This window comes from Paenarthrobacter sp. TRD_SC_7 (genome assembly GCF_056156245.1).
In genome coordinates, this window is the sequence record NZ_CM149587.1 from 4,370,149 (window position 1) to 4,384,621 (window position 14,473).

Sequence of the window (14,473 nt, forward strand, 5' to 3'; positions counted from 1 at the left end):
TGCCGCCGTCGGGATTAAATTGCGGGAGGACCGGAGCACTCGCTCCGGTCCTCCCGCACTTAATAGAGCCTAGGGTCCCGCTCCCGGCCCCCCAACGCCCTTCCTACGGCGATGGTTGTTCATCCTTAGCTGAAGGATGCGCGCCCCTCCCGCGAGGGCCACCAGGACTCCGCCACCCACGGCGGCGATGAAGAGCGTTGTGCCGAGCGCGAGCGTCCCCTCCAGTCCGAAGAACCGGACTGTGATCATGTCCTGGTTCTGGACGAAGAACACGATCAGCATCACCAAAACCGCCAAGCCAACAGCTACCGCCACCCACAAAGCGGCGGTGCGGGTTGGCCTGTCGTGCCCCGCCACAGGCGGCGGGCTCACTCGGTCCTGGTGCTCCGAACTGCCTCGATCCGGGCGCGCGGATCTGCCCGGAACCCCCGCTGCATCTTCTTGGAAACTCATTTGACGGCCCCCTCTGTTGACCAGCATTTACCGTGCTACTCACATAATAAGCATGCTGATTAGTTGCTCAACAGTGGCACGGTAAGGGAATCAGGGTCAAGGCACCGAGCCGATCAGCACGTAAGGAAGGGCCGGAGTTCGCGGTCCGGCCCTTCGGCATCTCACTCCCTCTTACAGGGAGTAGTCAGTGGTGCTCGGCCCTGGATCGTCGTTACGGACGGCATAGTGATGACCCTCGGAGTCAGTCTCAACGTCGAAGTGCTTCAGGTCTTCCTCGGAAGCGGTCTCGAAATCATCGTGCTTATGCACCACGGGGCTGTCCCAATCGCCGTGGGTTGCCGGTCCAAAGACGGACTGCAGCCGCTCGGTCACATGGACGAAGCCTTCCATTCTGCGTCCCATGTTTTCCACCTCCTTTCTTACCGGAGAGAGAAAAGCGGCAGGGCTGGTGCGTGCCGTTCAGTGAGGCAATTTTACGCCCGCTGGCGGGAAAAGGCGCGGCGAAAGCCGACCGGATCCAGACGCCGAGTTGGCACTTAATGCCAATGTTTCCCAACAACATGGGGGTTAAGTGCCAACTCGGCGGGGAAAAGAGGGGCGCTTACCGCAGCGACTTGTCCTCCGGGTTGCGGGGCACCACATAGGTGCTGCCGTTGGGCCGTCGGAGAGTTTCCCACTGCTGGGTCTCAGCTTGGCGCTGAGCGAGCAACTTCCGATTGGCGTCGGTCATCTCGTGATCGAGGGAGCTGCTGTGCGCAGGCCCAAAGATGACCCGGAACTTTCCTGTCGCGCGCATGAACTTCCGTGTGAAGGATTCCTTGGCCACGCGGATCGACTCCTCTTTTAGACGGTTCCATGAGTCCATAGTACGCTAATCATTAGTGCACTAACTAATTCGCTACAGGAGGCAGCCATGACAGCCATCGATGAGTCCACCCAAGAGACGGACGACCTTCTCCTGGAGCGCCAGCTGTGCTTCGCCTTGACTGTGGCCTCCCGCAGCGTTGTGGGCGTCTACAAGCCCGTCCTCGAACGGCTCGGCCTGACACATCCCCAGTACCTGGTGATGCTGGCCCTCTGGGAACGAAGCCCCCGGACGCTGAAGGACATCAGCGACAGCCTCCTCCATGAGCCAGCCACTCTCTCCCCGCTGCTCAGACGACTGGAGGAAGCCGAGTTGATTACCCGCGAGCGCGTGCCCGGCAATGAACGCGCCTTGGCGGTCAAACTGACGGACAAAGGCGCCGCCCTTCGTGAGCAGGCCACCGCTGTTCCGGGGGAGATCCGCGAACGGCTGCAACTCAGCCGGGAAGAAGTGGCTGAACTCCACCAGGCCATGACCGGACTGATCGCCGCCACCCAGCGGAACAACTAGGCAACCGTCCCCTAGCCAAGCGCACAGCCCCAGTGTTCTCCTTGAAGCGAGCACCAAAAGTGCAACGTAAAATGGACGCAACCTAGGAGATTCCATGCGCATGCGATTTGTTCGGCCCTTACTGGCAGTACTGGCCGTCGCCGGCCTCTCCGCATGCTCAGGCAATCCCACGCCGGGTTCCACCAACAGCCCAACTGAAGTACCGTCGTCGTCGGCCACATCAAACAGTTCCCCTTCAAGCCAAAAACCAAGCGCCTCCCCCACCGGCCCGTCGGCAGCACTCGGACAGGGCAATGCCGAGTTGTCCATCACCCTGGTTGAAACTCCGGAGTCCGCTCCCCAGACGTTCACGCTCGTCTGCACAAATGGCGCGCCGGCAGCCGAAAGCAGCCACCCATCAGCCGCGGAGGCCTGCACTTCCCTCAAGAACGGTCCGTCCATCCTGAGCCCGGCCCCGCCACGGACGGACCAGGCCTGCACCATGCAGTACGGCGGCCCTGCAACGGCCAAGGTGACCGGATCAGTGGACGGCAAGGAAGTCAACGCTTCCTTCAGCCGCACGGATGGCTGCCAGATCGCCCTATGGGAGGCCGCAAAGAGCGTCCTCGGATCAGATGGCGGCCACTAGGCTACGGCACCTCCCCCAAGAGCAATGGCTCGGGCTGGAGGCAGCCCACCATGCGCGCGTGGCGCGGTACGCAGACCCATATCTGGCACGGCGTTCGGCCGGCAAGAAGCACCCGGTGGAGGACTTCCTCTTCACCTACTACACCCAAAAACCGGGCCAACTACAGCGCTGGCATCCTGGCGACGGCGTGGTCCTCAGCGGCACGCGCGCCTTGGAGCGCGTCGCCTGGAAGTTCTACAGAGCCCTCGACGACGGCGAACTCGCCTCAGTCGGGTTGGCTCCAGGCACGCCTGCTGTCACCTTTGACCGGGGTGGCTTCCTGGCCGACCGCGCCGAAGCAGTACGCTTCGCGGGAATCATCCTCGCAGGTACGGCCAAGCGACCGGCCCAGTTTGGGTGCTTCGGCCTGCACGAGTGGGCCATGGTGTACCGGCAGGAGAAGTTTGAGCTGCGGCATGAGTACCTCAAGCTGAGGCTCGGCGGCGAGGGCACGGACACTGTGGTTGAAGAGAACCGCATCCGCTGCTCGCATTTTGACGCCTTCCGCTTCTACACACCGGATGCCGCCCCGCTGAATGAGCTCACGCCCACCCGCGAGAACCAGCGCACCACGGAGCAACCGGGTTGCCTGCACGCCAACATGGACCTATATAAGTGGGCCTACAAGCTAACGCCCGCGCTGCCGGGTGAGCTGGTGATGGACTGTTTCGAGCTTTCGTGGCGGATCCGGGCCATGGACATGCAGGCTTCTCCTTACGATCTTGAAGAATGGGGCTACCCACCCATCAGGATTGAGACACCGCAGGGCAAGGCCGAGTACGTTGAATACCAGCGGGCTTTCGCAGCCGAATCCCAGGAGCTGCGGGCCCGCGTGCTCCAAGCAGTAAGCCCGCTCTTGGATGAGCTGGGCGGTTTGCCTGCCGGGGCACCCGCCGCCACCAGCGAAAGGTAACCATGGTTTTCCCAGACAACAGCGACGCAGACAAGAGCGGGTACGACGTCGACCTGACGGTCACGCTGACAGAGGCACCTGGCGCTGGAAGCCACGAGTTTTATCTCCGGTCCGCCGCCGGCATCCTCTCGCCTGACCCTGACTCGCTGGACTCGAACTTGCCGGACGCACCTGCAGCGCTTGCCGCCGTCGAGCAGTTCGGCGAGGAAATCTTTTTTCCCGAGCCCCGACCGGACCGGATCTGCACGCAGCAGTACGGCGGCCCGCAGATAGCTGTGGTCAAGGGATGGTTCCGGGGCCGCGAAGTCCACAGCCGATTCAGCAGGACTGATGGATGCGAGATCGTACGCTGGAAGACCCTGGCCGCGTTGCTGGGCAACACCGGGGGCTCAACCGGCGCAAGCTAAGCCCGGCCTGCGCCACCCTTTTCGGCTCACGACACGCAAACGGGCTGAGGATGCTGCGATTCAGGTGTCCCCAGCACAGTTCTGTGTCCCACACGAATTTGCGCGTCGTGGACCCGGCTGCCCAAACAGCAGTGGCCGGCGGGAAACCCCACCGGCCACTGCCGCTACTGGATCAAGCGGGTACTAGCCGGCGTTGTTGCTCTGTGTCGGCTCATCAGCGCGGATCTTGCCACCGTGCTTCTTGTCTTTCTTGTCCTTCTTCGGGTCTTCCTCGTCCGGAACCACTACGGTTCCGCCCGGGTTGACCAGGACGGTGACGAAGCTCGGCTCGCTGGTTCCTGCGAACGTCAGGCGCCCAATGTAGGAGCCGGGCTCCAGGTTCTTCCAGTTCAGCGAGATCTGCCCCGTCTTGCCGTTGGCGAGGCGGATCGGATTCGGCGTCACAGTGGCGTTACCCTGGTTGGCACCGAGGACTGCGGCATCAACAGTTGCCTTGGTGGGCTGGTTGTTGGGGCTCGCGTACAGGTTGGCGTAGATGTAGTAGTCGCCGGCTGCCGGGTTGGGGACAGACAGGGTTTCGCTGGCTGACGCCGTCGCGGCCGGCAGTTGCTGACCTGTCGGGGTCACCACCAGCATGTCGAAGTCCGCCGCCTCATTGGAAGAGATGACCGAGAACTTAGCAAGCGCACTGCCCGCGCCGACGGTCACCTTCTTCACGTAGTTGGACGCATTGGTCTCGCCCGCGAACGGGCCGGGAACCAGCTCAACTGCCGAGGAATCAGCCTTGGAAAGACCATCAACCGTGACGCCCACCGGCAGGTTGGTGCCGGAGGTGATGTTGATGGTTCCGGAGCCGTTGGGGCCCGTTCCGGTGAAGGCCAATGCCTTGTCCGCGATGACGGACTGCGGCCGGACAGCGATCGGCGAGGTGACGGTCTTATTGGCACCCTGCCAGTTCAGCGAGCCCATGGCGAACTTGCCCAGCTCAGCATTCTTATTCTCGAACTGGATCTTGAACGTCTTCTTCTCACCGGGAGTGCCAAAGGTCAGCACGGACGGGGTCACCTTGACGTTGACACCCGGAACGTTGACCGATGCCCGGTACGTGCCCGGGGTCAATGCGGTGAGAGTACGCGTGACCTCGATCTTGCCGGCCAGGTTGCCGAGGGCGAAGGAGGGAACGTTCATGTCTCGCGGTGCCGTGGTGCCGAGCCCCTCAATGCCCAGATCCATGCCTGTGCCCTGGATGAACTTCAAATAGTCCTCGGTGGTGGCGTCGTACACGAGGCCCGGTGAGAGGACCCTTGCGGGATCAACCTGTCCGGCTCCGGTGGCGAAGACGTCCTTGTTGATGGAGCCGTTAGCCAGCTTGACCGGCCCGGCGGTGGTCATCATGGCTGACTTCACGGTGGCCGGGGACCACTGCGGGTTCTTGCCCAGGATCAGCGCGCCGAAACCGGCTACGTGCGGTGCGGCCATGGATGTTCCGGACAGGAAGCCGAAGTTGTCGCCACCGGTTCCAATCGGGGAAACGCCTGCGAGGATCGCGACGCCGGGTGCGGACACATCAGGCTTCAGCAGGTCCGAGTCGGTAGCAAGAAGCGGACCGCGCGAGGAGAAGCCTGCGATCTGCGGCTGTGCTTCGGCCGGGAGACCGGTGGTGTCGCGGTTCAGCAGGGAGACGGTGATGGCCGGGTTGGCCGTGACCTTGTCCTTGATGGTCTGGGTAGCGGGCGGGTTGACGTGCACGGTGGGAATAGCGTGCTTGTCGGTGTCCAGGGAGGAATCCGTGAGGTTCACCAGGATCATGCCCACGCCACCGCCGCGCAGGATCTCGGCACTCTTGGCGGTGCGGTCAACAACACCACGGTCACAGACAACAACCTTGCCGGCTACCTTGGCCGGGTCCAGCGAGCCCGGAGCGCAAAGTGCCGCGTTGCCTTCACCGCTTGCAGCGTTGGTGGACAGCACGACGCCGGCCCCGCTCACCTCGCGGTTCATGATGCTCGCTCCGCGGAACTTGCTGCCATCGGAGAACTCAACGGTGCCCTGGAGCTCCTGCGAGAAGGACGTGGCGGCAACCGTAGTCAGCCACGGTGCTCCGTGGTTCACGGTGCTGGCGGTCGGTCCGGAGTTACCGGCCGAGGTTGCCACGAAGATGCCGGCGGAAGATGCCGACAAGAAGGCCAGCGAGACGGGATCTGTAGTGGACGTAGTTGAACCCGAGATGGAGTAGTTCAGCACATCTACTCCGTCCAGGATGGCCTGCTCGATCGCGTCCACTGAAGCGGAGCCGTAGCAGCCACCCGTGGCGGGATCGGTGTCTTCCCAGCAGACCTTGTAGACGGAGAGCTTCGCGGCTGGTGCGATGCCGCTGGTGGTTCCGAAGCTGCGGCCATCCACTACGGCGTCAACGTTGGCGTTGCCCGCTGCAGTGCTGGCCGTGTGGGTGCCGTGGCTATCCACGTCGACGGGAGAGATGACTTCTTCCGGGGCGCGGTTTTCCGGCGGAACGGTCTCCAGGAAGGCGTCTGCGAAGTAGTGGGTGCTAAGAACTTTGGAGTTGCAGGCGCTGCCATCGTAGTCGGCACCGGTATCCGTGCCGGGCTGGCATTCACCAACGAAAGTATCGCCGTCGGCTTTGAGCATGGCGATCTTGCCGTCGGCGGTGCGGTACGGGATGCCTACCTGGGGGTTGCCCACCAGCGGACCAACTGGCTCACCGGCGAAGAACGGGTTGGAGGGGGTGTAGCCGGTATCGATCACGCCAACAACGGTGCCCTTGCCGGCGTTGTCCTGGCCGCCGTACTGCGTGGCCCATGTTCCGTTGGGGCCGCTGAGCTTGAGGAAGTCAGTAGTGGAGTAGTCCGGAGCGTACTGCGTATCCGGTGCCACCATGAGGACCTTGGGGTCCTTGGCAAGGTTGATTGCCTGGTCTGCCGTCAGGTTGGCACTGAAACCGTTGACGGCGGTGGTGAAGTCGCGCTCGATGGTGATGTTTTCCTGCTTGGCGACTTCCTGCTGCTTCTGCTGCAGGTGCTGCTGGTATTCCTTCACCTCCGCGCTGTCGGCGTCGAGCTTTTTGCCCTCTTCCGGCTTAGTGGGCGCGAGGCCCGCCGTGCCGCCGTCGTATGTCGCCGCAGGCTTCTCGGCAAGGACCACCATGTAGCGGCCGTCCTTGTAGGCGCTGGGGTCAAGGTTCTTCTTGGCCACGCCTGCAACATTCCCGGGCGTCTCCGGGGCGGGAGCGGCCTGGGCCGGCATCGCCATCGACGAGAGCAGCAACGGCAGTCCGACGGCGAGCGCCGCGGCCTTTCGAAGTCCCCCGCTTCTGACGAAGCTCTTTCCTTGTAATTTCACGAGTGGTTGCACCTTTCACTGAGGGAGGCAGGGCCCCATCGCCCTGGCCTGTCAACTTGCAGATGGTTGAACCTTTGACAGTTCTTGTCAAAGCCGCGCAACCAGCCGAGTCACAGAGTACCTAGTGATAGCCAAATATGACATACAGCACATTTCAAGATTTTTGTCTTGTCACAGCAAGGGTGATTCGTCCCATCGGAATCTCAGTGATGATGTGAAGATCCTGGTTAGCCCGCGGGTCCGCGTCTCATTAACCACCTGGCAATAGGAACGCGAGCCGCTGCCCTGGCGCCCACACATACATGTCGTCGCACCTATAGCCCCTCAGCCAGGCCTGCCCGTCCACGACACGGAGGTAGAAGCCCTTGGGATACTCCACGTCCTCGCTCAGAGGTTCGGAAGCGACGTGGATTGCTCCGGTCGGGCCGCGGCCGGCGGACAAGACCGAGTCCGGTGCGTTCGCCTGGTCCATCATCGCCAATCGAAGGTATGGGCCCGTCACCAAGGGACAGAGTTCGAGGCCCTGCTTCCTCGCAGCGGCGAAGATCCGGGACTGAACCGCGCCGTGCTCGAAACCAAGCTCCTCCACCGTTCGCTCCACGATTCGTAAGCTCTGCCCCTCCGGGGCCTCGAACGCCGGGTGAGCGAGCAGCGTCTCGGCGTGGGCATTGAGCAAGACTTCCTTATTGTGCAGCAACTGCACAACCTCAGCTCGCGACTGACCGCCCACCCGAACCACGAAACCCTCAACCTTCGCTGTGCTGATCATGCACCGATTCTCCATCACCGCCAGCCGAACAACGGCTCGCCGTGGTGCTTCGGTATGTCCGCTAGCCTCGGACTAGATGTGTGAGTACTTACCAAACCCCTTTTGAGCATTGGAGCTGCAGTGAAAATCCTCGTCCCGGACACTATCGAAGTGGACCTCTCCGCCCTCGTCGCCGCTGGGGACGCCGTCGTCGTTTATTCGGTGGACAAGCCCATCCCCAGCGAGCACCGCGACGCTGAGGTGTTGGTGGTGTGGCGGAACACTTCGGAGAACCTGGCGGACGCGGCCAACGAACTGCCGAAGCTCAGGCTGGTCCAGACGCTCGCAGCCGGCCCGGACTCCGTGCTCGCTGCCGGATTCGCGGACAACGTGGCCATCACGTCCGGCCGCTCCCTTCACGATGGCCCCGTGGCCGAGCATGCACTGGCGTTGATATTGGCCGCGATCCGCCGCCTGGACCAGCTGATGGAGTCACAGAAGGGCTCCACCTGGAACCAGCCGTACAACGCTGCCCAGTCCGCGCCTGACACGGAGCACCTCTACACGCTCGACGGCGCCAACGTCACCATTTGGGGCTTCGGTTCGATCGCGGGGCGACTGGCTCCCATGCTGGCCGTTTTGGGTGCGAACGTCACCGGCGTCGCAAGTTCCAAAGGCGAGCGTTACGGCTTCCGCGTGGTGGCGGACGACGATTTCCCCGAAGTCCTGCGCACCACAGATGTCCTGGTCTCCATCCTGCCGGCCACCCCGGAAACCGCGGACGCCCTGAACCAAGACATTCTGCGGGCCCTCCCGAACACCGCCATCTTTGCGAACGTCGGCCGCGGCGCCACCGTGGACGAAGACGCCCTGCTTGCAGCGTTGCAGGAAGGCAGGCTGCGCGTTGCAGCCCTCGACGTCACCAAGGAGGAACCGCTGCCCGCCGATTCCAAACTATGGAGCGCGCCGAACCTGATCATCACCCCGCACGTGGCCGGCAACCGGCCCAAGGGAGCCGCCAAGCTCGTGCTGGCCAACATCGAGGCACTCAAGGAAGGCAACGCATTGACCAACCAAGTTGCCGGCTAACGCCTGGGAATCAAATCGATATTTTCATTGCCTCCGAATAGTAAGCATGCTTATGGTGGGTTGGTCCGGGGTGGCCAGCAGAGGGTTTCCACCCCAAACACGCAGCATGAACAACGTGAGGAATCGCAATGTACCTGCACACCCAACTTCTCATCAACGAAATCGCCGCTGACGAGCCCGATCCCGCCGCAGCAAACGCCCTCCAGGAAGGTCTCGGCGGACAATTCGGTGAAATGCGCACCATGATGCAATACCTCTTCCAGAGCATGAACTTCCGGGGTGACCCCGCCTCCAAACCGTATAAAGATCTCCTTCAAGGCATCGGCACCGAAGAGATCAGCCACGTGGAACTCATTGGAACCACCATCTCCCAGCTCCTCGATGGCTCACCGCGCTACCAGGGCAAGAAGACGGATCCTGTGGACCAGCCGGGCGCAGGTGGAGCCACTCCCCTGAAGATCGCGCTGGACACCAGCAACATCCATCACTACCTGGTGGGGGCCCAGGGTGCCCTTCCGGTGGACGCTGCAGGCAATCCATGGAGCGGCTCCTATGTCTACAACAGTGGCAACCTGGTGCTGGACCTGCTCTACAACCTGATGCTTGAGTCAACGGGCCGGCTCCAGAAGTGCCGTATCTACGAAATGACGGAGAACAAGACAGCCCGTTCCACCATCGCGTATCTGATCGTCCGCGACCAAGCCCACGAGAACGCCTACGCCAAGGCCCTGGAAAGCCTGGGTGTGAACTGGGGCAAAGTGCTTCCCATCCCGAAGACCAATGCCGAGCAGTTCCCGGAAGTGAAGAAGCTTTTGGACAAGGGCCTGCAAAGCATCCAGTACACCTTCAGCGCCGACAACCTGAGCGAAGCCGGCAAGCTCTTCCGTGGAGCGTCGCCCTCCAATGACGGCACCGAGCTGACGACGGACGTCATGCCTGAAGGTTTCCCCATCACCATTTCCCCGGAGCGCAAGGAAGAGTTCGCACCAGGACTGGATCCTGAGCTGCTGGCTCTGATTCAAGCCACGGCGGAACAGGAAATGAAGGAAGCCGACAGCCCCAAGGAAGCAAAGCCCCAGGCGACCAAGAAGAGAAAGTAGCGCCTACAAAAAAGGGTCCCCGCCTCAACCGAGGCGGGGACCCTTTTGGTCGTCTGGGAATATCAGGAGTGCTCGTACGTCAGGCAGTCGGCGGCTTCGCGGCCTGGGCCAACCTTGACGTCGTGTGCTTCGCACATGAGGTTGTTGTTGTGGACGCACTCGGACCGCTGGCAAGCGCCCACGTGGGCGAGGACCTTGGGAAGGCCGCCCATGGCATTGGTGTCAATGAACGTTGCGCAGGAAGCGTGGTCCTGGCTGCCACCGATGGTGATTCCGAATGCGGTGCAACCGTTGTGGTTGAATCCGCAAGTGCCAACGCTACAGGCGGATACTTCGGCAATGTGTTCGGTCATTGTTCCTCCTGGATTGGATTCTGAAAGGTACTGGGGCTGAACCCCTGGTGTACTTCCAAACTACGCCGGAATCGCGCCGATTAACCGCTTCGAATAGCGCATTTGTATGTGTCCTAATCCGCGCCATTCCGCAGAAAAACAGCCATCTGGAGGTTAGGTCCTACTTACTTGGAGTGCGCAGGGCGTCGCTGATTTTGGCGCGTGTTTCCGCGTCCAGTGGAGCGGTCACTCGGTTGGCCCGCGCCGCCCGGTCCGACATGATCTTCTGGATGACCATTCGGCCCAGACCCGCAAATACGGCTGCGGCCACGACCCCCAGCACCATCGATTTCGGTTTCTCAGCCATGCCGCAATCCTAGTGACGCCCGCCACGCAGCGAAAGTGCCGCCGTCGAGCCGTCAATTGAGGCTTTTCCGCCGTCACGGCGGGGTGGCCTCGCGCTATCGCACTGAATAGGGTATGCGCGCCGCTCCCGGTAGAATAGGTGTGCAAGCTCGCGGAGCGCCCCCCATGCCGTTCAAACATTGCAGTTCACAACGGGTTTAGCCCTGTGCTAAAACGCTGTTTGAATGCGGCTGAACGGCGTGAGACGGCATCCTCCGCGGCAGCCTTATTTAAGGTTCACCCAACTCACGCACAGGAGTTACCGGATGCCCCGGATCGTCGTTGACGTCATGCCCAAGCCCGAGATTCTGGACCCCCAGGGGAAGGCCATCGTGGGTGCTCTGCCCCGCCTCGGCTTCAACAGCTTCAGCGCAGTCCGTCAGGGCAAGCGCTTTGAACTGACCGTCGACGGCGAGGTGACCGACGCTATCCTGGCCCAGGCCCGCGAAGCTGCCGAGACTCTCCTGTCCAACCCGGTGATCGAGGATGTTGTCAACGTCGAGGTCGTCGAGGCCTGATATGACGTCGATCCCCCTGATTGGCGAGGCTGTAGCCGTCGCCGCGGAGCCCCGCTTGGCTGGCGCCAAGATCGGCGTAGTCACCTTCCCTGGCACCCTTGACGACCGCGACGCCGCCCGTGCGGTCCGGCTTGCAGGCGCCACGGCGGTGCCGCTCTGGCATGCAGACACTGAACTCGGCGATGTTGACGCAGTCATCATCCCCGGCGGTTTCTCCTACGGCGACTACCTCCGTGCGGGCGCCATCTCACGCTTTGCACCGCTGATGTCCAAGATCATCGACGCCGCCAACTCCGACGCAAAGCTCCCCGTTTTGGGTATTTGCAACGGCTTCCAGATCCTCACCGAGTCGCACCTGCTCCCCGGTTCCATGATCAAGAACGACCACCTGAAGTTCATCTGCCGGGACCAGACGCTGCGCGTGGAGAACGCCAACACCGCCTGGACCCTGGACTACACGGACGGCCAGGAAATCATTGTGCCGCTGAAGAACCAGGACGGTCAGTACATCGCTGACGAGAAGACCTTGGATGCCCTTGAGGCTGAGGGCCGCGTGGTGTTCCGCTACGTGGGCTTCAACCCGAACGGCTCACGCCGCGACATCGCCGGTATCTCCAACGCAGCCGGCAACGTAGTGGGCCTCATGCCGCACCCCGAGCACGCGGTGGAGACCGGGTTCGGTCCCGAGTCCCTTGATGGCGCCCCCCGCGACACCGACGGCCTCGGTTTCTTCACCTCCGTATTGACCAAGATTGTGGGAGGCGACAAGTGACCACGGAAACCACCAAGAAGTTCAACATCGACACCGTTGAGCACGCTGCCAAGACCCCGGACACGGAACTCCCGTGGGCCGAGTTGGGCTTGAAGCAGAATGAATTCGACGAGATCGTCAAGGTCCTTGGCCGCCGCCCCACCGGCGCCGAACTGGCCATGTACTCCGTTATGTGGAGCGAGCACTGCTCCTACAAGTCCTCCAAGAACCACCTCCGCCAGTTCGGCGAGAAGGTCACCGAGGAAATGAAGAAAGACATGCTGGTTGGCATCGGCGAGAACGCCGGCGTCACCAACCTGGGCGACGGCTGGGCCGTGACCTTCAAGATCGAGTCCCACAACTCGCCGTCGTTCGTTGAGCCGTACCAGGGTGCCGCTACCGGCATCGGCGGCATTGTCCGCGACATCATCTCCATGGGCGCCCGCCCGGTCGCTGTGATGGACCCGTTGCGCTTCGGTGCAATCGACCACCCGGACACAGCCCGCGTCATGCACGGTGCCGTTGCCGGCATCGGTGGCTACGGCAACTGCCTCGGCCTGCCGAACATCGGCGGCGAAATGGTCTTCGACTCCGTCTACCAGGGCAACCCGCTGGTGAACGCACTGGCCGTGGGCGTCATGCGCCACGAGGACATCCGACTGGCCAACGCGTCCGGCAAGGGCAACAAGGTTGTCCTGTTCGGTGCCCGCACCGGTGGCGACGGCATTGGCGGCGCTTCGGTGCTGGCCTCGGAGTCCTTCGATGACACCAAGCCGTCCAAGCGTCCGGCCGTGCAGGTGGGTGACCCCTTCGCTGAGAAGGTCCTCATCGAGTGCTGCCTGGAGCTCTTCAAGGGCTCCTTGGTTGAAGGCATCCAGGACCTCGGCGCTGCAGGTATTTCCTGCGCCACGTCCGAGCTCGCGTCCAACGGCGATGGCGGCATGGAGGTGGAGCTGACCTCCGTCCTGCTGCGCGACCCCACGCTGACCCCGGGCGAAATCCTCATGTCCGAGTCGCAGGAACGCATGATGGCCGTGGTTACCCCGGAGAACATCGCAGCGTTTGAAGCCGTGATGGACAAGTGGGCCGTGGAGTACTCCTGGTTGGGTGAGGTTACCGACACCGGCCGCCTCATCATCACGTGGGAAGGCGAAGTAATTGTCGACGTCGATCCCCGCACCGTTGCGCACGACGGCCCGGTCTATGACCGTCCGTTCGCCCGCCCGGAGTGGCAGGACTCGGTCCAAGCGAATTCCTTCACGGGTTCCGTAGAGGACGCCGGCCGTCCGTCGGCTCCCACCGAGCTGGCTGCAGCCGTCACCGAGCTCGTGGCATCGCCCAACATGTGCAGCAAGTCGTGGATCACCAAGCAGTACGACCGCTACGTTGGCGGCAACACTGCCATGGCGTACCCGGACGATGCCGGCGTAGTCCGCGTTGACGAGGAAACCGGTCTGGGCGTCGCCCTGGCCACCGACGCCAACGGCCGTTACACCTACCTCGAGCCGTACCAGGGTGCACAGCTCGCGCTGGCCGAGGCCTACCGCAACGTGGCCACCTCCGGCGCTGTTCCGATGGCCGTCAGCGACTGCCTGAACTTCGGTTCCCCCGAGGACCCGGACGTCATGTGGCAGCTGGCAGAAGCCATCCGCGGCCTTTCGGATGCGTGCATGGAGCTTGGCATTCCCGTCACCGGCGGCAACGTCTCCCTGTACAACCAGACCGGCACCACGCCGATCCACCCCTCGCCTGTGGTGGCAGTCCTGGGCAAGCTCGACGACGTCGCCCGCCGCACGCCGTCGGGTTGGCGCGAGGATGGCCAAGCCATCTACCTGCTGGGCACCACCTCCGCAGAGCTCGATGGTTCGGAATGGTCCAACCTGCGTGGACACCTCGGTGGCCTGCCGCCGAAGGTTGACCTCGCTGCCGAGCGTGCTTTGGGCGAAATCCTGATCAACGCTTCCCGTGACGGCATGGTCGACGCAGCACACGACCTCTCCGAAGGTGGCCTCGCGGCTGCCCTGGTTGAGTCGTCACTGCGCTACGGCGTTGGCGCCCGCATCGCCCTTGAGGAACTCATGGAGCGCGACGGCGTGGACCTGTTCACCGCCCTCTTCTCCGAGTCCCAGGCACGCGCAATTGTGTCCGTCCCGCGCTCCGAGGAAGTCCGCTTCAAGGACATGTGCACCGCCCGCGGCTTCGCCCACCTCCGGATCGGCGTTGTTGACGCCGCCGGTGGAAAGCTGGAGATCAACGGCGTGGACGAGCTGTCCCTGGACGCTCTCCGCGAAGCACACGAAGCCACCCTGCCGAAGTACTTCGGCTAGGAATAGCTAATGGACGCGGGGCCACATA

The 14,473-nt window shown here is 62.7% G+C and carries 16 protein-coding genes; 9 read left to right on the forward strand and 7 right to left on the reverse strand.

Annotated features, from left to right (window positions below):
• Nucleotides 1-69: 69 nt before the first annotated feature.
• The 3 genes from AC0J5Z_RS20720 to AC0J5Z_RS20730 all read right to left on the reverse strand — a co-directional run bounded on the left by AC0J5Z_RS20720 (nt 70) and on the right by AC0J5Z_RS20730 (nt 1,279).
• Entirely contained in the window at nt 70-453 is a 384-nt protein-coding gene (locus AC0J5Z_RS20720; protein ID WP_475036132.1) for a LapA family protein, read from the reverse strand.
• 171 nt (nt 454-624) lie between these two features.
• Nucleotides 625-855 carry a hypothetical protein gene (locus tag AC0J5Z_RS20725; RefSeq protein WP_475036134.1) on the reverse strand — a complete coding sequence of 77 codons (231 nt, stop codon included), beginning with the start codon at nt 853-855 and terminating at the stop codon, nt 625-627.
• Nucleotides 856-1,054: 199 nt separating this feature from the next.
• Nucleotides 1,055-1,279 carry a hypothetical protein gene (locus tag AC0J5Z_RS20730; protein WP_475036138.1) on the reverse strand — a complete coding sequence of 75 codons (225 nt, stop codon included), beginning with the start codon at nt 1,277-1,279 and terminating at the stop codon, nt 1,055-1,057.
• A gap of 87 nt (nt 1,280-1,366) precedes the next feature.
• Here AC0J5Z_RS20730 and AC0J5Z_RS20735 point away from each other — a divergent pair, with 87 nt between their 5' ends.
• From AC0J5Z_RS20735 to AC0J5Z_RS20750, 4 genes are all read left to right on the forward strand, one after another.
• Entirely contained in the window at nt 1,367-1,828 is a 462-nt protein-coding gene (locus tag AC0J5Z_RS20735) for a MarR family winged helix-turn-helix transcriptional regulator (RefSeq protein WP_475036143.1), read from the forward strand.
• A gap of 94 nt (nt 1,829-1,922) precedes the next feature.
• On the forward strand, nt 1,923-2,456 hold the full coding sequence (locus AC0J5Z_RS20740) for an SSI family serine proteinase inhibitor (RefSeq protein WP_475036147.1): 534 nt from the start codon (nt 1,923-1,925) through the stop codon (nt 2,454-2,456).
• The gene (locus tag AC0J5Z_RS20745) at nt 2,443-3,408 is read left to right on the forward strand and encodes a 3-methyladenine DNA glycosylase (RefSeq protein WP_475036148.1); all 966 of its coding nucleotides are present in this window, start codon (nt 2,443-2,445) and stop codon (nt 3,406-3,408) included. The genes AC0J5Z_RS20740 and AC0J5Z_RS20745 overlap by 14 nt, the downstream gene beginning before the upstream one ends.
• Nucleotides 3,409-3,410: 2 nt before the next feature.
• Nucleotides 3,411-3,815, forward strand: coding sequence for a serine protease inhibitor (locus tag AC0J5Z_RS20750; RefSeq protein WP_475036149.1), 405 nt, complete (start codon nt 3,411-3,413; stop codon nt 3,813-3,815).
• A 183-nt stretch (nt 3,816-3,998) separates the two neighbouring features.
• On the opposite strand, the gene AC0J5Z_RS20755 is transcribed toward AC0J5Z_RS20750, so the two are convergent.
• Nucleotides 3,999-7,175, reverse strand: a complete 3,177-nt coding sequence (locus AC0J5Z_RS20755; protein ID WP_475036152.1) for a S8 family serine peptidase — start codon at nt 7,173-7,175, stop codon at nt 3,999-4,001.
• Between the two features lie 250 nt (nt 7,176-7,425).
• Nucleotides 7,426-7,944 carry a hypothetical protein gene (locus tag AC0J5Z_RS20760; RefSeq protein WP_475036154.1) on the reverse strand — a complete coding sequence of 173 codons (519 nt, stop codon included), beginning with the start codon at nt 7,942-7,944 and terminating at the stop codon, nt 7,426-7,428.
• A gap of 120 nt (nt 7,945-8,064) precedes the next feature.
• Here AC0J5Z_RS20760 and AC0J5Z_RS20765 point away from each other — a divergent pair, with 120 nt between their 5' ends.
• Nucleotides 8,065-9,012, forward strand: a complete 948-nt coding sequence (locus tag AC0J5Z_RS20765) for a phosphoglycerate dehydrogenase (protein WP_475036156.1) — start codon at nt 8,065-8,067, stop codon at nt 9,010-9,012.
• 128 nt (nt 9,013-9,140) lie between these two features.
• Complete coding sequence (locus AC0J5Z_RS20770) at nt 9,141-10,112, forward strand: manganese catalase family protein (protein WP_475036159.1); 972 nt, start codon at nt 9,141-9,143, stop codon at nt 10,110-10,112.
• 62 nt (nt 10,113-10,174) lie between these two features.
• On the opposite strand, the gene AC0J5Z_RS20775 is transcribed toward AC0J5Z_RS20770, so the two are convergent.
• Together AC0J5Z_RS20775 and AC0J5Z_RS20780 are read right to left on the reverse strand one after the other, a co-directional pair.
• Nucleotides 10,175-10,465, reverse strand: coding sequence for a DUF1540 domain-containing protein (locus tag AC0J5Z_RS20775; RefSeq protein WP_054808888.1), 291 nt, complete (start codon nt 10,463-10,465; stop codon nt 10,175-10,177).
• Nucleotides 10,466-10,625: 160 nt separating this feature from the next.
• A complete protein-coding gene (locus AC0J5Z_RS20780) occupies nt 10,626-10,811 on the reverse strand; it encodes a hypothetical protein (RefSeq protein WP_475036163.1) in 186 nt (61 codons plus the stop codon).
• 304 nt (nt 10,812-11,115) lie between these two features.
• Between AC0J5Z_RS20780 and purS the strand changes: the two genes are divergently transcribed.
• The 3 genes from purS to purL are packed head-to-tail and all read left to right on the forward strand — an operon-like array spanning nt 11,116 to nt 14,445.
• Entirely contained in the window at nt 11,116-11,367 is a 252-nt protein-coding gene (gene purS / locus AC0J5Z_RS20785; RefSeq protein ID WP_011773385.1) for a phosphoribosylformylglycinamidine synthase subunit PurS, read from the forward strand.
• A 1-nt stretch (nt 11,368) separates the two neighbouring features.
• On the forward strand, nt 11,369-12,139 hold the full coding sequence (purQ, locus tag AC0J5Z_RS20790; protein ID WP_475036166.1) for a phosphoribosylformylglycinamidine synthase subunit PurQ: 771 nt from the start codon (nt 11,369-11,371) through the stop codon (nt 12,137-12,139).
• A complete protein-coding gene (gene purL / locus AC0J5Z_RS20795) occupies nt 12,136-14,445 on the forward strand; it encodes a phosphoribosylformylglycinamidine synthase subunit PurL (protein WP_475036168.1) in 2,310 nt (769 codons plus the stop codon). The genes purQ and purL overlap by 4 nt, the downstream gene beginning before the upstream one ends.
• Nucleotides 14,446-14,473: the final 28 nt, after the last annotated feature.